This is a genomic window from Actinokineospora sp. PR83, from assembly GCF_021056305.1.
GTDB lineage: Bacteria > Actinomycetota > Actinomycetes > Mycobacteriales > Pseudonocardiaceae > Actinokineospora > Actinokineospora spheciospongiae.
Genome location: NZ_JAJCXD010000031.1, coordinates 14822 through 32775, shown reverse-complemented (window position 1 = coordinate 32775; position 17954 = coordinate 14822). Strand labels below are relative to the sequence as shown.

The following is a 17954-nucleotide window of genomic DNA, read 5'->3' as shown; positions in this document are numbered from 1 at the left end:
GAGACTCCCGCCGTGCTCACCTCCATCCTGTCCGCACTGCTCCTCACCACCACGCTCAACGCACCCCCCGCAACCGTCGACGCCGATGCCGTCGACGCTGTGGTCGAGGCGTACCGGGCGCAGACGACCGTCCCGGGTGTGGCGGTGGCCGTCACCCGGGGCGCCACCGTGGTGCGGACCGCCGGGTACGGCCGCACCGCCGGTGGCGCCCCCGTTTCCGAGCACACCGCGATGGCGGTCGCCTCGGTCAGCAAGTCCTTCACGGCCTTGGCGGTCATGCAACTGGTGCAGGACGGCCGCGTTCGGCTCAACGACCCCGTCCACGCGCACCTGCCGGAGTTCGCCCCGGCCGACCCGCGCGGCGCCGAGGTGACCGTGCGGCAGCTACTGGAGCAGACCTCCGGCCTGTCCGACCGGACCGCCGCACCCGAGGACGGCGTGCGCACCCTGCGCGAGGCCGTCGCCGCGATGCGGGGCGCGGAGCTGGCCGCCGACCCCGGCACCCGGTGGGAGTACCACAACCGGAACTTCCAGGTCGCCGCCCGGCTGGTGGAGGTCGTGGGCGGCTCGCCGTTCCGGGATCACCTGCGCCGCCGCGTGTTCGAGCCGCTCGGCATGGGCGAGAGCGAGACCGTCGACACCGAGCGCGACCTGCCGCCGAGCGCGCGGGGGCACCTCAAGGTCCTGGGTGCGGCGGTGGCGCTGCCCGAACCGGCCGCGTTCGGCAACGGCTCCGGTGGCGTGCTGTCCTCCGCGCGCGACATGGCCGCGTGGCTCGTCGCGCAGAACAACGGCGGGCGCGGTCCGACCGGCGGGTCGGTCGCCACACCCGAGACCGTCGCCGCGACGCACACGCCGTCCGCCCGGTCGGACTCGTACGCCCTGGGCTGGTTCACCGGTGCCACCGGGTCCGGCGCACCGCTGCTCGACCACGGCGGCGACCTGTTCACCTCGACCGCCTACCAGGCGGTGCTCCCCGCCTCGGGGTACGGCGTGGCCGTCATGGCCAACACCGGTTCGCAGTACGGCGATGCCCAGGCGATCGGGGAACGCCTGATCGCGTTGATCGAGGGCAGGGAGCGGGCGCCTGCCGAGGACCCGTACTCCACGGTGGACGTGGTGCTGCTCGCGGCGGGCCTGGGGGCCGGTGCGGGCGCGGTTCGCGGGGTGGTCCGCGCGCGGCGGTGGGCGGCGGACCGCCGGGTCGGGCCGTGGACCGTCGTGCGGCTGGCGGCGCTGCTGCTGCCGGTCCTGCTGCTCGCCGCGCTCGACGGGGTCGTGGGCTTCCTGTACCGGGGACGCGAGGTGTCGTGGCTCCAGGTCGCGTACCTGTACCCGGTGTTCGTGCTGGTGCTCGCGGTGACCGCGCTGGGCTGCCTCGCCGTCGCCGCCGCCAGGGTCGCCGCGCTGGTGCGGCGTCAGGGACCGGCCCGGTAGCCCGCGCCCGCCAGCAGGTTCATCATCATCGGCGCCAGCACCCGCTCCACCCCGTCGGTGCCGTGGAACCCGGCGATCTCCAGCAGGACGAAGCCGTGCAGGGCGCTCCAGAGCTGCGCGGCCATCCTGGCGGGGGCGACCGGGCGGATCAGGCCCGCCGAGGTGACCGTCTCGACCGCGTCGGTGAGGGCGCCGAAGGCGCTCAGTGCCACGTCGTCGGGGTCGTCCGGGGCCGTGGTGGGGTCGTTGGGCGTGGGGCGGTGGCCGCCGATGGCGGTGACGCCGAACATGACCCGGTAGAGGTCGGGGTTGTCCTGGGCGTGCGCCCGGTAGGCCAGGCCCAGGTTGGTGAGGTCGGCCATGGGGTCGTCGGTGCGCGCGACGGCGTCGAGGCGGGCGCCGAGGCGGCGGAAGCCCTCGGCGGCGATGGCGTCGACGAGCCTGCCCATGTTCCCGAAGTGGGTGTAGACGGCCATCGTCGAGGCGCCGACCTCGGCGGCGACCTTGCGCGCCTGCACCGCGTCCGGACCCCCGTGGGCCAGCAGGTCCAGGGCTGCGGTCACCAGCTTCTCGCGCACGTGCGGCTCGGCCATGCTTGCCATTCTGGCATAACTCGGTTATACCTAGGCACATAACAAGGTTATAGCCGATGAGGGGATTCCGATGGGCAACCCGTACCTGGAGGCCAACTACGCCCCCGTGCGCCAGGAGCACACGCTCACCGACCTGGCCGTGACCGGGGTGATCCCCGACTTCCTCGACGGGCGCTTCCTGCGCAACGGCCCCAACCCGGTCGCCGAGGTCGACCCGGACGCCTACAACTGGTTCACCGGCGACGGCATGGTGCACGGCGTGCGGCTGCGCGACGGCAGGGCCGAGTGGTACCGCAACCGGTGGGTGCGGACCCAGGCCATGGGCGGCCCGGCGCCCACCCCGGGCACGCTGCCCACCCTCGGCGCGAACACCAACGTCATCGAGCACGCGGGCAAGACCCTGGCGCTCGTCGAGGGCGGCATCACCAACTACGAGCTGTCCGACGAGCTCGACACCGTCGGCGCCTGCGACTTCGACGGCACCCTGCGCGGCGGCTACACCGCCCACCCGCTGCGCGACCCGGCCACCGGGGAGCTGCACGCGGTGTCGTACTACTTCGGCTGGGGCAACAAGGTCCGCTACACCGTGATCGGCGCCGACGGCAGGCTGCGCCGCCAGGTGGACGTGCCGGTCGGCGGCAGCCCGATGATGCACAACTTCTCGCTGACCGAGAAGTACGTCGTCATCTACGACCTGCCGGTCACCTTCAACGCGGAGAAGGCCGTCGCCACCGGGGTGCCCCGGCTGATGCGCGCGCCGGTGCGGCTGGTGCTCTCGGCGCTGATCGGCCGGGTGCGGGTGCCGGACCCGATCGCCACCGCGATGACGGGCAGCGCCGGGTCCAACGCGAACCTGCCCTACGCCTGGGACGACCGCTACCCGGCCCGGGTCGGCCTGCTGCCCAGGGAGGGCACCGCGGCCGACGTCCGCTGGTTCGACGTCGAACCCGGCTACGTCTACCACGCCGTCAACGCCTACGACTCCGGCGACTCGGTCGTCCTCGACGTGGTCCGCCACGACCGCACCTTCGACACCGACCCGCACGGCCCGACCGAGGGACCGCCCACCCTGGACCAGTGGACGGTCGACCTGACCACCGGCAAGGTCACCCAGTCCAGGGTGGACGACCGCCCGCAGGAGTTCCCCCGGGTCGACGAACGCCTGACCGGCCGCCGCCACCGCTACGGCTACAGCGTGGCCTTCAACCGCGACGGCCTCAGCGACACCCTCCTCAAGCACGACTACCGCACCGGCGCGGTCGCCACTCGCCGCTTCAAGCACGGCGCCTCGATCGGCGAGTTCGTCTTCCACCCCCGCACCCCCGACGCCCCCGAGGACGACGGCGTGCTGCTGGGCTTCGTGCACGACCCGCGCACCGACAGCACCGACCTGACCATCCTGGACGCGGCCACCCTCGACCGGGTCGCCGCGGTGCACCTCCCGGTCCGCGTCCCCGAGGGCTTCCACGGCAACTGGGCCCCGACGGCCTAGAACCCGCCGGTCCCGCCCGTCGGCGGGTCAGTCCGTGGCCACGACGACGACCTTGCCCGAGAGGGTTCCCGCGGCCTCCGGGCGTGGACCGACGGCAGGTCGGCAGGCGGGACGCGCTCGGCGACGTCGACGGTCAGTTCGCCGCGGTCCACCCTGGCCACGAGTTCCGACAGCTCCCCGGCGTCGCCGCGGACGTAGAGGTCGATGCCCCGCACCCCGCGCTCCTCGTCGGCGGGGGCGGGCATGCACACGGTGGTGTTGACCACGACACCGCCGTCGCGGACCAGGGCGGCCTGCGCCGCGAACCCGCCCACGGCCCCGCCGCGCTCGCCGCCGCCCGGCGGTTCAGAGGAAGTGCATCCCGGGGACGAGCTTGGTGAACTCCTCCTCGAACGCGGGCAGCACAGCCGGGTCGAACACCTGCAACGCGCCCATGACCACCTCCAGGCACCCCTCCCGCAGGGCGTCCGCGAACAGCGGTGCCCGCTGGTCGTGGTCGACGCACTCGGCGATGGCCACCAGCAGGGCGGTGCGGTCGCGGCTGTCGTCCACCCGGCGCGCGATGCGGCAGGCCCGGCTCAGCGAGCCGCTGCGCACCGCGGCGGCGGCGACCACCCGCAGCACGTGCAGCCGCACCCCCGGGTCGAACGCCCGCAGCGCCAGCGATTCGCCGCGGTCGATGAAGTGCAGGGCCCGCGCGGTGTCGCCGAGGGTCCTCGCCCTGGCGGCCAGCCGCACCAGCGCCTCGGCCTGGGCGACCGGGTCGGCGAGCTGCTCCACGACCGCCTCGCCCAGCCGAAGGTCGTCGCGGGCGAGGGCGTCCTCCAGCCGGTTCAGCGGTTCGGCCTCGGCGCCGGTGTCGACCAGCGCGCGCAGGTCGAGGACGTCGAGGTCGGGGTCGACGAGGAAGCAGGCGCGCGCCGGTCCGCCGTCCGCGCGGTCGAGCAGGGTGAGGACCTGCGCGCGGATGTCGGGTTCGACGATGGTGGCGGCGACCTCGGCCGCCGACCCCGGTTCGACCGTCGCCAGGGCGAAGGCCAGTTCGGCGAGCGCGGAGTCGAGGACCGGCCCGCCGTCCACCCCGGCGGCGCCGAGCAGGTCGTGGGCCCGGGCGGCGAGCCGGGCCGCGCGGTCGTGGTGGCCGTGCGCCCCGGCCACCCTGGCGATGACGGCCAGGCCGGTGACCGCGACCGCGGTCGGGTGCCTGCCCCGGGCGGGCACCCGCACGACGGTCTCGGCGTGGTCGTACTCGCCGATCCCCACCAGCGCCCGGACCAGGACCAGCGCGTGCTGCCCCGCCGCCCGCACGTGCTCGGCGACCGCGGCGACCACCACGTGCAGGGTGCCCGGCGGCGCCAGCGCCACCGCCCTGGCGGCGAACTCGACGACGGCCACCGCCCGGCTGCCCGCGCCGACGGCCACGGCGACCGCCCGGTCGACCCGGCCCTGCCGGGCCAGCCCGACCGCCAGTTCGACGACGTGCTGCTCGCGCACCGCCGGGTCGTCGATGCGCTCCAGCACGGCGAGCGCGGTGTCCACCTCACCGCGCGCGGCCCGGTGGGCGGCCACGCACCCGAGCAGCGCGGGCGCGAGCAGCGGGTTCGTGGTGGCCCGCACCCGCTCGTCCATGGACTCCAGCAGCCTGCGCACGTCGGTGTCCCGGCCCACCCGGTGCGCGGCGTGCGCGACGGCCACCAGGTGGTCGAACTGGACCGGCAGCTCGTTGTCCGGGGGTGCCAGCTTCAGCGCGCGCCCCACCCCGCCCAACCGGACCACGGCGTCGACCAGGTCCTCGTCGAGCGGGACCTGCGCCCGGACGTCCTCGACCACGGACAGGAACCCGTCGACGTCGACTCCCCCCGGCAGCAGCGACAGCGCCCGCGCCATCGCGCTCGCGGCCTCGGCGAGGGTGAACGGGTCCCGCACCGACCGCAGCGCGGCCCGCACCCGGTCGAGTGCGGCCACCGCCGGGGCGATCTCGGCCGCGGCGGCGTGCAGCACCGCGACCGCGTTGTGCAGCGCCGCGCGCGCCGCGGGGTCGGTGGCCTCGGCCTCCCGCTCCAGGACCCGCACCATCCGCACCCGGTCGTCGACCCGGCCCGCCGTGGCGGCGATGTCGGCGACGGCGGCCAGGAGCACGATCCGCCGCGGCCCGAGCGGGGTGCCGAGCACCGCCTCCATGGCGCGCGGCGGGTCGTCGAGCGCGATCAGCAGCACCCGGGCGTCGGCGCGCACGACCTGCTCGTCGACCAGCGCCGCCACCCTGGCCGCGGCCTCGCCGTGCCCGCGGCGGGCCAGTTCGTGCACCAGCCTGCGCTGCCGGTCCAGCCGCCAGGCGCGCTCGGGGATGAGCGCGAGGGAGTCGACCGCTTCGCCGATCCGGCCGTGCCTGCCGAAGGCGAGGCCGAGCCGCCCCAGCAGGTCCGCCCGCTCGTAGGGGCCCATGCCGGAGGCGGTGCCGCTCACCAGCGCCGCGACCGGTTCCCCCACGTCGGAGTCCGCGGCGCCGTCCAGCGTGGCAGCGATCATCCGCACCCGGGCCTCGGCCCGCTCCCGGGCGGTCCGGGTGCCGGGGAGCAGCAGGTCGGCGCTGGCGCCGTGGCCGAGGGCGACCAGCAGGGCGGGGAGGCCAACGGGGGTGTCCCGGTTGCGGGCGCGCAGCATCTCCAGGTGGACGGCGAGCCGGACGCCGGTGGCCAGGTCCGGGGCACGGCCCGCGAACACCGATTCCCGCGCGTCGCGGATCTCGCCGATGGCGGCCACGTCGGACCTGGTGAGCGCGCGGATCCGGTCGTGCCGGGCCGGGTCGGTGGCCAGCACGACGAGTTCGGGCACCCGCGCTTCGTCCACCAGCAACCGCGGGTAGCCCTCCAGCAGGTACTCCGGGGTGGTCTCGGGCCACCCCCGGTCGGCGTGCGCGCTCGCCCAGGCGCCCAGCCGGTTGCGGTACTCGACCAGCTCCGCCCGGTCCAGGAGTTCCGCTGCCCGGCGGCGCAGGTCCTCGTGGCCGAGCAGGTAGGCCACGCCGTCGCCCCACTTGAGCCGCGCGGGGACGAAGGTGCGGCCCGCGACGCCGTCGAACACCCTGCGGACGCCCTGCTCGGTGCTGCCGGTCAGCTCGGCGAAGTCGGCCGCGGTGAGCGCACCGCCCGCGACGACCGCGCAGGCCAGCAGCCCGCGCTCGGCGGCGGTGCCGTCGACCAGCCTGCCCAGTTCGCGCTCCATGTCGTGGCGCACCACCTGCGCCGAGTGCGAGGCGCGCAGTTCCTCGACGACGTCGCGCCCGCGCAGCGGGTGCCCGTCGGGGACGTCGCACGGGATCGCCGGGCCGGGCCGGGTCGTGACGATGACCCGCATCCCCGGCGACAGCACCGCGGGCAGCATCGCGGCGATGCTGTGCACCTCGCCGCCGGTGCTCACCCCCCGGTCCTCGTCGAGACCGTCCACCACCAGCACCAGGCGCCTGCCCATCCCCGCGCACCGGGCGGCGGCGTCGGCGAGCAGGCCGCGCAGCACCACCTCCCCGGTGTGCGGCGACGGCCCGGGCACCGGCGGCCTGCCCAGGAACTCGGACAACTGCCACACCAGCACCGCCAGGCACGCCGCGCGGTTGTCCATCCCGCCGTACCGAGCGGTGGCGAAGAACGAGAAGACCTCCACCCCGGGCAGCGGCGTCAGCACGAACGCGGCCACCAGCGCGGACTTCCCGGCCCACGGCGGCGCCACCAGGACCAGGTAGTCCGACCGCCCGTACCCGCGGGCGAAGTCGGTCAACCGCCGCAGCTCGCCCCGCCGGTCCACCACCCCGCCCGCGGGCACGAACTGCCGGACGATCTGGTCGTACCGCGCGTGCGCCACCGCCGCCGAGCGGCCCTCGAAGTGCAGGTGCACCCCGCCCCCGATGCACCCGGCCTGCACGATCGTCCCGCCCACACCGTCCACGGAGTTCGCTGTGACCCCACCAGGGTCACCAGCCCTCATCACCCAGGTGCCCTTCAGGAAATAGCCGGAGAAGTGTTTCGCCCCCCACAACGAGGGCCATCCGCGATTCTCGTGTCAGCACAGGTCACCAGTACAGCGCCGACCCGGGTTTCTACCTGATCGAGTGGACAACCCGCAGAACTGAAACAGCAAGGTGCAGATGGCACCCCGCCACCGTCCTCTGCGCACCGGACCGGCGAGTCCACTGAGGACATGAGGGGTGCGGTGGCATCGCGGCGACGCCCCCGGTCAGCGGGCGCCGAGCATGGCCGAGACGAGGTCGGCGTAGCGGGCGCCGAGTTCGGCCGGGTCCGGTTTGGACTCCGGGGTGTACCAGCGGGCGACGTCCACGCACAGCGACAGGATCGCCCTGGCCGCGGTCGGGGTGTCGGCGACGGTGAACGCCGAGGCCGCGACCCCCTCGGCGATGAGGTCGCGGACCGTGCGCTCGGTGCGGCGGCGCAGGTCCGCGACGACCTCGAAATCGGCCGGGCGCAACGCGTGCAGCTCGTACTGCACGATCCGGGCCACCCGGTGCCGGGTGGCGTGCCAGGTGGTGAACCCGGCCACCAGCGCGCGCATCCGGCTCAGCGGGTCGCCGGGGGCACCGGCCGCCGCGGTCACCATGTGCAGCGCCCGCTCGTGGCCGCTGCGGCTGATGGCGAACAGCACCGCCGCCTTGGACGGGAAGTGCACGTACAGCGCCGCCGGGCTCATCCCGGCGGCGGTGGCGATGTCGCGGGTGGTGGTGGCGTGGAAGCCCCGCTCGGCGAAGGCTTCCACGGCCGCCGCCATCAGCCGCTTGGCCGCGTCCGGGCGGACGTCGGGCCACAGGTCGACCGGTTCGGTCATGCGGTGAGGCCCACCAGCGGGGCCAGGGCCGCCCGGTGCCTGCCCGGGGTGCCCAGCGCGATCTCATCGGCCTTGGCCCGCTTGAGGTACAGGTGCACCGGGTGCTCCCAGGTCATGCCGATGCCGCCGTGCAACTGCACCGCCTCCTCGGCCGCGTGCAGTGCCACCGCGGCGCACAGCGACTGCGCCACCAGCACGGTGATCTCCAGGTCCTCGGCCCCGGTCGCCAGTGCGTCCGCCGCCGCCCTGGCCGCGGCGCGGGCGAGGACGATTTCCTGCCACAGGTCGGCGAGGCGGTGCTTGAGCGACTGGAACGAGCCGACGGGCCTGCCGAACTGGTAGCGCTCCTTGAGGTAGGCGACGGTGGTGGTCAGGCACCACTCGGCGATCCCCACCTGCTCCGAGGCCAGGATGCCCGCGCCGACCAGCACGGCCGCGCGCACCGCCGCCTCGCCGGACCCGGACAACCGCACGCCGGGCGTCGCGTTCAGCACGACGTCGGCCACCGGGCGGGTCAGGTCCAGCGACACGACCGGGCTGACCTGCGCCGCGGCGGCCTCGACCAGGAACAGCCCGTCCCCGGCGAGCACGACCAGCAGGTCGGCCACCGCGGCGTCGGCCACCGACCGGACGGTGCCGGTCAGCGCGTCGCCGTCGGCGGAGACCGCGGGCAGCGGGCCGCCGGGGTGGGTCGACAGCGGCACCACGAGCGCCGCCGTGGCCGCGCCCTCGGCGAGCCGGGTCAGCGCCGCCTCGGCCTGGGCGTCGGGGCCCTGGCCGAGCAGGTGCAGCAGTGCTCCGGTCGCCAGCACCGCGCTGCCCAGGAACGGGACCGGCGCGACGGCGCGGCCCAGCTCCTCGGCGACGACCGCGGTCTCGCGGAAGCCCGCGCCCTGCCCGCCCAGGGCCTCCGGGATGGGCAGCGAGGTCGCGCCCAGGTCCACCGCCAGGGTGCGCCACAGGTCCAGGTCGAGCGACTGCTCCCCCTCCACCCGGCCCAGCACCTTCGCGGAGTCGGCGCGGGCGGCGAGCAGGGCGCGCACGCTGGCGCGCAGTTCCTCCTCGACGTCGGAGTACAGCAGGTCCTGGTCGGGGCTGTTCGGTGCGGGGCTCATCGGGGCAGATCCTTCCACGGCACGTCCTTGTCGACCCGGGGTTCCGACGGGAGCCCGAGGATCCGCTCGGCGATGATGTTGCGCAGGATCTCCGAGGTGCCGCCCTCGATGGAGTTGCCCTTGGCCCGCAGGTACCGGTAACCGGCGTCGCGGCCGGTGAAGTCGACCAGTTCCGGGCGGAACATCGTCCACTCGCTGTAGCGCAACCCGTCCTCGGCGAGCAGCTCCACCTCGAACCCCGACAGCGCCTGCGACAGGCGGGCGAAGGCCAGCTTCATCGCCGACCCCTCCGGGCCGGGCGACCCGGCGGCCAACTGCTGGCGCATCCGGGTCCCGGCGAGGCGCAGGGCCTCGGACTCCACCCACAGCTTCGTCAGCCGGTCGAGCGCCTCGGGGGTGTGCAGCTCGGGGTGCGCGCGCCAGGTGTCGGCCACGACGCCGACCATGCCGCCCTCGCGCGGCACCTCCCGGCCGCCGATGGCGACGCGCTCGTTCATCAGGGTGGTCTGCGCAACCCGCCAGCCGTCGCCGACCTCGCCGAGGCGGTGCGCGTCGGGGATGCGGGCACCGGTCAGGAAGACCTCGTTGAACTCGGCCTCGCCGGTGATCTGGCGCAGCGGCCGCACCTCGACGCCGGGGTCGGTCATGTCGCAGACGAAGTACGTCATGCCCGCGTGCTTGGCCACGTCCGGGTCGGTGCGGGCCACCAGGATCGCCCACCGCGCGGTGTGCGCGGTGGAGGTCCACACCTTCTGCCCGGTGACCACCCAGTCGTCGCCGTCGCGGGTGGCCCTGGTGCCCAGGGCGGCGAGGTCGGACCCGGCGCCGGGCTCGGAGAACAACTGGCACCACACCTCCTCGCCGGTCCACAGCGGGCGCAGGAAGCGCTGCTTCTGCTCGTCGGTGCCGAAGGTGAGGATGGTCGGCGCGGCCATGCCCAGGCCGATGCCGATCCGCCGGGGGTTGTTGTCCGGGGCACCCGCGGCGGCCAGCTCGGCCTCCACGACCTGCTGCAACGCCCGCGGGGCGCCGAGTCCGCCGAGGCCGACCGGGTAGCCGACCCAGGCCAGCCCGGCGTCCCAGCGGGCGTTGAGGAACTCGGTGCGCTCGGTGGTCGCGGGGTCGTGCCTGGCCAGTAGGTCCGCGACCAGGCCGCGGACCTCCCGTGCGGTCGTGGGGGCGCTCACGAGCCGCCGCCCGGCTTGGGCACCAGCAGCACCACGGCCTCGGCGACGCAGGCGGGCTTGTCCGCGCCCTCGATCTCGACGGTGTTGCGCAGCACCACCTGCACGCCCTGCGCGCCCGGCTTGGCCTCGACCAGCTCCGAGGACAGCCGGACCCTGGCCCCGACCCGGACCGGCTGCGGGAAGCGGACCTTGTTGAGGCCGTAGTTGACGCCCATCAGGAAGTTGTCGAACCGGTAGACGCCCTTGCCCAGCATGGGCAGCAGGGACAGCGTCAGGTACCCGTGCGCGACGGTCCCGCCGAACGGGCCCTGCGCGGCGCGGTCGGCGTCGACGTGGATCCACTGGTGGTCGTCGGTCGCGTCGGCGAAGGCGGTCACCCGCTCCTGGGTGATCTCCACCCACTCGCCGTGGCCCAGGTGGGTGCCGATCGCCGGGGCGATCGAGTCCGGACCGTCGAAGACGTGCATGCTCTGGCTCCCTTGCCGCGTCGGTGCTGGTCGGTGCCGCGTCAGTCCCTGGGCCCACCGGCGACGTAGATGACCTGCCCGGAGACGAACCCGGCCTCTTCGCTGACCAGGAACGAGGCGGTGGCGGCGATGTCGTCGGGGGTGCCGACCCGGCCGACCGGGATCATCGCGGCGGCGCCCTTCTTGAAGTCCTCGAACGGCACGCCCACGCGCTCGGCGGTGGCGGCGGTCATCTCGGTCTCGATGAAGCCGGGGGCGATGGCGTTCGCGGTGACGTTGAACTTGCCCAGCTCGATCGCGAGGGTCTTGGTGAAGCCCTGGAGCCCGGCCTTGGCGGTGGCGTAGTTGGCCTGGCCGCGGTTGCCCAGCGCGGAGGTGCTGGACAGGTTCACGATCCGGCCGTACTTCTGCGCGGTCTGGTGCTTCTGCACCTCGCGGGTCATCAGGAACGAGCCGCGCAGGTGCACGCCGATGACCGCGTCCCAGTCCGAGTCGGTCATCTTGAAGATCAGGTTGTCGCGCAGGATGCCCGCGTTGTTGACCAGCACGGTGGGCGGGCCCAGCTTCTCGGCGACCTCGGCGACGGCGGCCTTGACCTGCTCGGCGTCGCTGACGTCGGCGCCGACGCCCAGGGCGGTGCCGCCCTCGGCCTCGATGGCCTTGACGGTCTCGGCGGTGCTCGCCGCGTCCAGGTCGATCACCGCGACGGCGAAGCCGTCCTTGGCGAGGCGCTTGGCCACGGCGGCGCCGATGCCGCGGGCGGCGCCGGTCACGATGGCGGTGCGGGACTGGGACACGGGGTTCCTCCGGAGCAGCTCTGGTGGGCACGGGCGCCTGCTAAGCAAGCGCTTAGGAAGTTACCCCCCGGGTCGCCCGGCTGTCCACCGCCGCCGGGGTGGCGAAGTCGAAACCGCCCGGCCGGCCGGTGCGCTCGGCCACCAGACCGGCCAGCGTGGCGATCGCGATCTCCGGGGGCGTCCGGGAGCCGATGTTGAGCCCGATCGGCCTGCGCACCCTGGCGATGTCGCTCTCCGGCACACCCAGCCCGCGCAGCGCCTCCACGTGCGGGGCGGGGTGGCTCGGGTTGCCCATCACCCCGACCCTGGCGCCCGCCGCGGCCAGCGCGTCGCGCACCACCGGACCGAGCTCGGCCCGGTGGTGGTCGGTGACCACGACGTCGGCGCCCCCGGCCAGGTCGCGCGGCACGGCGGTGCGCACCTCGTGGGCGGAGGTGTCCGACACGCGACCGCGCTCGGGTTCGACCAGCACGGTCCGGTAGCCCAGGTCCGCGCCGTAGCGCAGCAGGTACTCCCCCACCGCCCCGGCGAACACCACCACGAGGGTCCGCTCGCCGCCACCGCCACCCGCCCCGCCGTGCGCCACCGCGCAGGAGTCGCTCATACGGTGCGGTGTTCCCCGCCGGGGACGCGCCCACACGCCTACAGTGCGGGTATGGCGACCTTCGGTGAACTCATCCCGGGCATGAAGCTGCGCAAGGTGTCCGACGAGGACGCGGGCAAGGGCGAGCGCGCCGACCCCGGCGGCCCGCTGGACTTGGAGGCAGGGGTGGTGTTCCTGCGACCCCGGACCACCGAACCGGCCGACTCGGTGGAAACGCCCGACGGGTCACCGGAATAGGCCCACGGAAAAGGCCGCAGATTCCGGCCGCCCGGCTTTGTCACTCGGTTTCAACGGCTCCGGCGGGTTTTCCGCTCGGAACTCCGAATATCGCGAGCGTGGCCTCCACCATCGAGTCCTCCAGTTCCGGCAGCGCCGCCGCGCCGCGGGTGCGCAGGCAGGCCCGGATCACGTCGGCCATGCCGCCCACGAGGATGTGCAGGAGCTCGTCCGACACGTCCACCACCGGGCTGCCCTGCGACCGGGCGTAGGCGTGCGTGGCGCGGAAGAGCAGCAGGAACTGGTCGCGGCCCTCGATGACCTTGTCCAGCACCTCGTTGCCCGCGCGCAGCGTCTCGATCTGGATCGCCCAGGACGCCTCAGGTGCGGCGGCCAGCACCTTGAGGTAGGCGCGGATGCCCGAGCGCAGCCGCACCCGCCAGTCCTGCCCGGACACCGCCGTCTCGGCCGCGCCGATGGCGATGACCACGTCGGACACGCCATAGTCGATGGCGGCCAGGAAGCAGTCGAGCTTGCCGGTGAAGTGCTCGTAGAAGGTGCGCCGGGACACGCTGGCCCGCTCGACCAGGTCGCCGATCGTCATCTCCGGGTAGCCCTTGTGCGCGGCCGTCCACAGCGCCGCGCGCAGCAGCCTCCCGCGCTGCGAGGCGCGCACCTGCTCCGGGTCGAGGCGGTGCCTGCCGCTGGGCAGCGGACCGCCGTCGTCGGGCAGGTCGGCGAAGGTCGGCGCGGAAGGTCTCGAGCTCACCCGCCCAGCCTACCGGGCGATCGGTTGCCCCCCGCTGTGCAAAGCGTGTGAAGTCGGTTAGCCGATTGTGACCGAGCAATTCCCCACAATGGTCCACGACGACCCGGTCACCGCCGCGTTTCTGCGGCGATACCTGTTTTCCGCCGACGGCAACATTCCCGTGTCCCCTCGAATCGGGTGTCGCGGCGGCCGGGGCACCGGGCGATCCCAGCATCCGGACGTGGAATGGGCCGCCCGCCGCCCGTTGTTGCACACGGTGACCGGCGGGATCCGCCGGATCGGACGAGGGAGCACGTAGTGAAGATCGGCATCATCGGCGCGGGCAACATCGGCAGCGCGCTCACCCGCGGCCTGCGCGGGCTGGGCCACGAGGTGCGGGTGGCCAACTCGCGCGGCCCGGAGACCCTGGCCGACCTGGCCGCCGAGACCGGGGCCACGGCGGTCGCGGTGGGCGAGGCGGCCGAGGGCGCGGAGGTCGTGGTGGTCACCATCCCGCAGAAGCGGGTCCCGGACCTGCCCGCGGGCGTCCTCGACGCCGCCGCCCCCGGCGCGGTGGTCGTCGACACCGGCAACTACTACCCCAAGGAGCGCGACGGCCTGATCGCCGAGATCGAGGACGGCGTCACCGAGAGCCGCTGGGTGTCCGACCACCTGGGCGTGCCGGTGGTCAAGGCGTTCAACGGCATCGCGGCGGCGCACCTTCAGGACAAGGGCCTGCCCGCGGGCAGCCCCGACCGCATCGCGCTGCCCATCGCGGGCGACGACCCCTCGGCGAAGGCCATCGTGTCCGACCTGATCGATGCCCTCGGCTTCGACCCGGTGGACGCGGGCACCCTGGACGAGTCGTGGCGCCAGCAGCCGGGTTCGCCCAGCTACGGCAAGGACTACCCGGTCGACAAGCTCAAGGCCGCCCTGGCCGAGGCCACCCGGGAGCGCCCCGAGCAGTTCAAGGCCTGAGATCCCCACGTGCAGCGGCCGGAGCCGCCGGAGCCGGTCCATGACCGACGACCGGCACCGGCCGCTGCGCCGCACCAGGGCCACCGACCTCAGCGGCGCCACCGCGCAGACCGCAGGCATGACCCGCCCGGCCACCGTTTCCGGCACCACGGCGAGCCAGGAGGGCGTGGTGGTCAACCTGCCGAGCCTGTGGGCGGAAGTCGTCCCGGCCTGACCCCGGCCCGGGTCAGGCCGGGGTCGACGGGAGTGCGGGTCAGCCCAGGCGCAGGCCCGCGTGCATCTCCCACACCAGGACCTCCGCACCCTCGGGACCGGCGGTCAACCGCTGGCCGCCGGAGGCGGTGAGCCGCACGGCGTCGCCGGTGGCCAGCGGGCCGCTGCCCTCCATGGTCACCGAGCCGACCGGCACGAACAGGTGCACGTACGGGGCCTCTGGAAGGGTGACCACGCCACCGGGCTCCATGCGCGCGGCGTAGAGGGCCGCATGCTTCTGCCCGATGCGGATGGCCGCCGCGTCCGCGTGCCGCTCCATCCCGGAGGCGACCGGCACCAGGCCGCCGGAGAGCAGTTCGTGGTCGATCTCGAGCTGCTCGTACCCCGGCTTGCCGCCCGCCTCGTCCGGCACGACCCACATCTGCACGAAGTGCACCGGCTCGGTGTGCTCGGGACCGCCGGACACCCGCCAGGAGTCGTTCTTCTCGGAGTGCAGGATGCCGGTGCCCGCGCTCATCCGCTGGGCCAGGCCCGGGTAGATGATGCCGTTGTGCCCCTCGGAGTCCTGGTGCACCAGGGCGCCGCGCAGGACCCACGTCACGATCTCCATGTCGCGGTGCGGGTGCGTCTCGAACCCGGCGCCGGGGGTGACGACGTCGTCGTTGTTGACCAGGAGCAGGCCGTGGTGGGTGTTCACCGGGTCGCGGTGGTGGCCGAAGGCGAAGGAGTGCTTGGAGTCCAACCAGCTGATCTTCGTGGCGAACCGGTCCGCCGCGCGCCGGATGTCCACCCCGGACAGTTGCTGAGTCATGCGACCACTTCCCGTAGGTCTCGCCGCTCGAAGTAGTTAAGGCTTTAACCAACTCGGACTGTAGACCGATGTAGTTGCACTGTCAACTATGTCGTCCGGTGGGCCTAGGCTGATCCCATGACGCCCTGGCTCGAACCGCAACAGCAACGCTCCTGGCGCGCCCTGGTCGACGGCGCGGGTCGCCTCGTCACCCACCTCGACCGGCACCTGCGCGGCGCGCACGGGCTGTCGCTGGCGGAGTACGAGGTGCTGGTGCGCCTGTCGGAGCTGTCCGACCACCAGGTGCACATGTCCGAACTCGCCGCCGGGCTGAGCCACTCCCGCGCCCGCCTGTCGCAGACGGTCGACCGGTTGGCCCGAGCGGGCCTGGTCACCCGCCGCCCCTGCCCCCAGGACCGGCGCGGCGTCCACGCGGCCCTGACCCCCAGCGGAGCGGACGCCCTGCGAGCCGCGGCGGCGGACCACGTCCGGGAAGTCCGCCGCCTGGTCATCGACGTCCTCAGCGACGCGGAACTGGCCACGGTGGGCACGGCGATGGACAAGGTGCGCGCGGCGGTGTGACGGGCCCGGGTGGTGGGTCAGACCGTCTGCACGGTCAGGCCCGCCTCGGCGAACTCGGCCAGGGTTGCGGGATCTGCGTCGGTGTCGGTGATGAGGAGGTCGAGGGTGGTGGTGGGGCAGATGCGGGCGAAGGCGTGGGCGGTGAGCTTGGTGCTGTCGGCGATGACCACGACCCGGCGGGCCCTGGTGGCCATCAGGCGGTTGACGTTGGCCTCGCCCTCGTGGTGGGCGTAGGCGCCGTGGCGGGGGTTGATGGCGTCCACGCCCAGGAAGACGATGTCGAGGGTGAGTTCGTCGATGATGCGGGTGGCGAGGGGGCCGGTCAGCTCGAAGGACTGGGGGCGGGCCACGCCCCCGGTCACGACGATCTTGACGTGGGGGCGGACCGCGAGTTCGTTGGCGATGTTGAGGGCGTTGGTGACGACCGTGAACGCCGGTTCGCCGGTCGGGCAGGACTCGGGGCGGACGGCGAGGGCGCGGGCGATCTCGGTGGTGGTCGTGCCGCCGTTGAGGCCGACGACCATGCCGCGGTCGACCAGGGCGGCCGCAGCCCTGCCGATGCGTTCCTTGCGGGAGGTGTTCCGCGCGGTCTTGTAGCGCAGGGGCAGGTCGTAGGCCACGTTGTTCGCGACGGCGCCGCCCCTGGTGCGGGTGAGGAGCTGCTGTTCGGCGAGGTGGTCGAGGTCGCGGCGGATGGTGGCGGCGGAGACCTCCAGGTCCGCCGCCAGGGCGTCGACGTCGACCTTCCCGCGGTCGCTCAGCAGGTCGAGGAGGGCGCTCAGGCGCTCGTAGCGGTTCACGGTCCTCCCCGCGGCGGTGGTCATCGGGTGCGCAGTATCGCGCACACTTGGCATCGGGTGCGAGATCACGCAGTATTCGGGTCGTCCACGAGCATGTTCACGCGATCCGAGGAGGCCGAATGGGCGAGCGGGCGGTGGTGGCGGTCGACGTCGGCGGCACCTCGGTCAAGGCGGCCCTGGTCTCCCCCGACCTCACGCCGCTGCGCGCGCTGCGGCGGCCCAGCAGCCGGGTCGGCGGGGCGGTGGCGCTGGGGCCGATCGCGGAGCTGGTCCGGGAGCTGGCCGGGGACGCCGACGTGGTCGGGGTCGGGGTGGCGGTGCCGGGGATCGTCGACGACGCCACGGGGGTGGTGCGGGCGGCGGTGAACCTGGGGTGGACCGACCTGCCGCTGCGCGACGAGCTGGCGGCGGCGTGCGGGCTACCGCTGCGGGTGGGCCACGACGTGCGGACCGGCGGGCTGGCCGAGTTCACCGTGGGCGCCGCCGCGGGGGCGCGGAACGCGCTGTTCGTCGCCATCGGCACCGGCATCGCCGCGGCGGTCCAGGTCGACGGGCGGCTGGTGGCCGCGGGCGGGTACGCGGGCGAGATCGGGCACGTGGTGGTCGACCCGGCGGGCGACACCTGCGGCTGCGGCACGGTCGGCTGCCTGGAGACGCTGGCCGCCGCGCCCGCCCTGGCCCGCCGGTACGCGGCGCTGACCGGTGTCGAGCGGACCGCCGAGGAGATCTGCGCCCTGCTGCCCGACGACCCCGCCGCGCGCCGGGTGTGGGCGGACATGGTCGAGGCCATGGCGACCGCCCTGCACACCGCGTGCACCCTGTTCGGCCCGGAGGCGGTCGTGCTCGGCGGCGGGCTCTCCGAGGCGGGGGCGGCGCTGACCGGTCCGGTGGCCGAGGCGCTGGGCCGCAGGCTGACCTTCCAGCGGCGGCCGTCGGTGGTACGGGCCGCGCTCGGGCAGGACGCGGGGCGCGCGGGCGCGGCGCTGATGGCGTGGGACGCGGCCGGGATCAGCCCGTAGGCGATCACCGGGTGAGCACGCTCCACGGCCTGGGGCGTGTCTTGCACAGCTCGGCCTTTTTGTGGGGGTGCCCGGCTGGGTGG

At 74.2% G+C, this 17954-nt stretch carries 18 protein-coding genes and 1 pseudogene; 7 read left to right on the top strand and 12 right to left on the bottom strand.

Features of this window, described 5'->3' with window-relative positions:
• The first annotated feature begins 12 nt into the window (after window positions 1-12).
• On the top strand, window positions 13-1437 hold the full coding sequence (locus tag L6E12_RS11145; RefSeq protein WP_236227809.1) for a serine hydrolase: 1425 nt from the start codon (window positions 13-15) through the stop codon (window positions 1435-1437).
• Here L6E12_RS11145 and L6E12_RS11140 read toward each other — a convergent pair.
• Window positions 1419-2030: a TetR/AcrR family transcriptional regulator gene (locus L6E12_RS11140; RefSeq protein ID WP_236227808.1), complete on the bottom strand. Its 612-nt coding sequence runs from the start codon at window positions 2028-2030 to the stop codon at window positions 1419-1421. The two genes, L6E12_RS11145 and L6E12_RS11140, sit on opposite strands and share 19 nt — an antisense overlap.
• Before the next feature lie 70 nt (window positions 2031-2100).
• Here L6E12_RS11140 and L6E12_RS11135 point away from each other — a divergent pair, with 70 nt between their 5' ends.
• Window positions 2101-3522, top strand: coding sequence for a carotenoid oxygenase family protein (locus L6E12_RS11135; RefSeq protein ID WP_236227807.1), 1422 nt, complete (start codon window positions 2101-2103; stop codon window positions 3520-3522).
• A 27-nt stretch (window positions 3523-3549) separates the two neighbouring features.
• Here the strand turns inward: L6E12_RS11135 and L6E12_RS11130 are convergent.
• From L6E12_RS11130 to L6E12_RS11095, 8 genes and pseudogenes are all read right to left on the bottom strand, one after another.
• A pseudogene (locus L6E12_RS11130) lies at window positions 3550-3824 on the bottom strand (NADP-dependent oxidoreductase); the annotation flags it as partial.
• Window positions 3825-3867: 43 nt separating this feature from the next.
• The gene (locus L6E12_RS11125; RefSeq protein WP_236227806.1) at window positions 3868-7464 is read right to left on the bottom strand and encodes a hypothetical protein; all 3597 of its coding nucleotides are present in this window, start codon (window positions 7462-7464) and stop codon (window positions 3868-3870) included.
• 288 nt (window positions 7465-7752) lie between these two features.
• Entirely contained in the window at window positions 7753-8355 is a 603-nt protein-coding gene (locus tag L6E12_RS11120; RefSeq protein ID WP_236227805.1) for a TetR/AcrR family transcriptional regulator, read from the bottom strand.
• Entirely contained in the window at window positions 8352-9470 is a 1119-nt protein-coding gene (locus tag L6E12_RS11115) for an acyl-CoA dehydrogenase family protein (protein WP_236227804.1), read from the bottom strand. Before L6E12_RS11115 ends, L6E12_RS11120 begins: the two co-directional genes overlap by 4 nt.
• Window positions 9467-10657: an acyl-CoA dehydrogenase family protein gene (locus L6E12_RS11110; protein WP_236227803.1), complete on the bottom strand. Its 1191-nt coding sequence runs from the start codon at window positions 10655-10657 to the stop codon at window positions 9467-9469. Before L6E12_RS11110 ends, L6E12_RS11115 begins: the two co-directional genes overlap by 4 nt.
• Window positions 10654-11124, bottom strand: a complete 471-nt coding sequence (locus L6E12_RS11105; protein WP_236227802.1) for a MaoC family dehydratase — start codon at window positions 11122-11124, stop codon at window positions 10654-10656. Before L6E12_RS11105 ends, L6E12_RS11110 begins: the two co-directional genes overlap by 4 nt.
• A 41-nt stretch (window positions 11125-11165) precedes the next feature.
• Complete coding sequence (gene fabG, locus L6E12_RS11100; RefSeq protein ID WP_236227801.1) at window positions 11166-11921, bottom strand: 3-oxoacyl-ACP reductase FabG; 756 nt, start codon at window positions 11919-11921, stop codon at window positions 11166-11168.
• A gap of 52 nt (window positions 11922-11973) precedes the next feature.
• Entirely contained in the window at window positions 11974-12525 is a 552-nt protein-coding gene (locus tag L6E12_RS11095; RefSeq protein ID WP_236227800.1) for an XdhC family protein, read from the bottom strand.
• Window positions 12526-12576: 51 nt separating this feature from the next.
• On the opposite strand from L6E12_RS11095, the gene L6E12_RS11090 reads away from it, so the two are divergent.
• On the top strand, window positions 12577-12762 hold the full coding sequence (locus tag L6E12_RS11090; RefSeq protein ID WP_236227799.1) for a hypothetical protein: 186 nt from the start codon (window positions 12577-12579) through the stop codon (window positions 12760-12762).
• 40 nt (window positions 12763-12802) lie between these two features.
• Here the strand turns inward: L6E12_RS11090 and L6E12_RS11085 are convergent, their stop codons facing one another.
• A complete protein-coding gene (locus L6E12_RS11085; protein ID WP_236227798.1) occupies window positions 12803-13510 on the bottom strand; it encodes a TetR/AcrR family transcriptional regulator in 708 nt (235 codons plus the stop codon).
• A 297-nt stretch (window positions 13511-13807) separates the two neighbouring features.
• On the opposite strand from L6E12_RS11085, the gene L6E12_RS11080 reads away from it, so the two are divergent.
• Window positions 13808-14467 carry an NAD(P)-binding domain-containing protein gene (locus L6E12_RS11080; RefSeq protein WP_236227797.1) on the top strand — a complete coding sequence of 220 codons (660 nt, stop codon included), beginning with the start codon at window positions 13808-13810 and terminating at the stop codon, window positions 14465-14467.
• 40 nt (window positions 14468-14507) lie between these two features.
• A complete protein-coding gene (locus L6E12_RS11075; RefSeq protein WP_236227796.1) occupies window positions 14508-14681 on the top strand; it encodes a hypothetical protein in 174 nt (57 codons plus the stop codon).
• 39 nt (window positions 14682-14720) lie between these two features.
• Here the strand turns inward: L6E12_RS11075 and L6E12_RS11070 are convergent, their stop codons facing one another.
• The gene (locus L6E12_RS11070; protein ID WP_236227795.1) at window positions 14721-15491 is read right to left on the bottom strand and encodes a pirin family protein; all 771 of its coding nucleotides are present in this window, start codon (window positions 15489-15491) and stop codon (window positions 14721-14723) included.
• Window positions 15492-15608: 117 nt separating this feature from the next.
• Here L6E12_RS11070 and L6E12_RS11065 point away from each other — a divergent pair, with 117 nt between their 5' ends.
• Window positions 15609-16052 carry a MarR family winged helix-turn-helix transcriptional regulator gene (locus tag L6E12_RS11065; protein ID WP_236227794.1) on the top strand — a complete coding sequence of 148 codons (444 nt, stop codon included), beginning with the start codon at window positions 15609-15611 and terminating at the stop codon, window positions 16050-16052.
• Window positions 16053-16069: 17 nt separating this feature from the next.
• Here the strand turns inward: L6E12_RS11065 and L6E12_RS11060 are convergent, their stop codons facing one another.
• Window positions 16070-16852 (bottom strand): DeoR/GlpR family DNA-binding transcription regulator, encoded by a 783-nt coding sequence (locus tag L6E12_RS11060; RefSeq protein ID WP_236227847.1) that lies wholly within the window; start codon window positions 16850-16852, stop codon window positions 16070-16072.
• Window positions 16853-16971: 119 nt separating this feature from the next.
• Between L6E12_RS11060 and L6E12_RS11055 the strand changes: the two genes are divergently transcribed.
• Window positions 16972-17871, top strand: coding sequence for an ROK family protein (locus tag L6E12_RS11055; RefSeq protein WP_236227793.1), 900 nt, complete (start codon window positions 16972-16974; stop codon window positions 17869-17871).
• The last annotated feature ends 83 nt before the right edge of the window (window positions 17872-17954 follow it).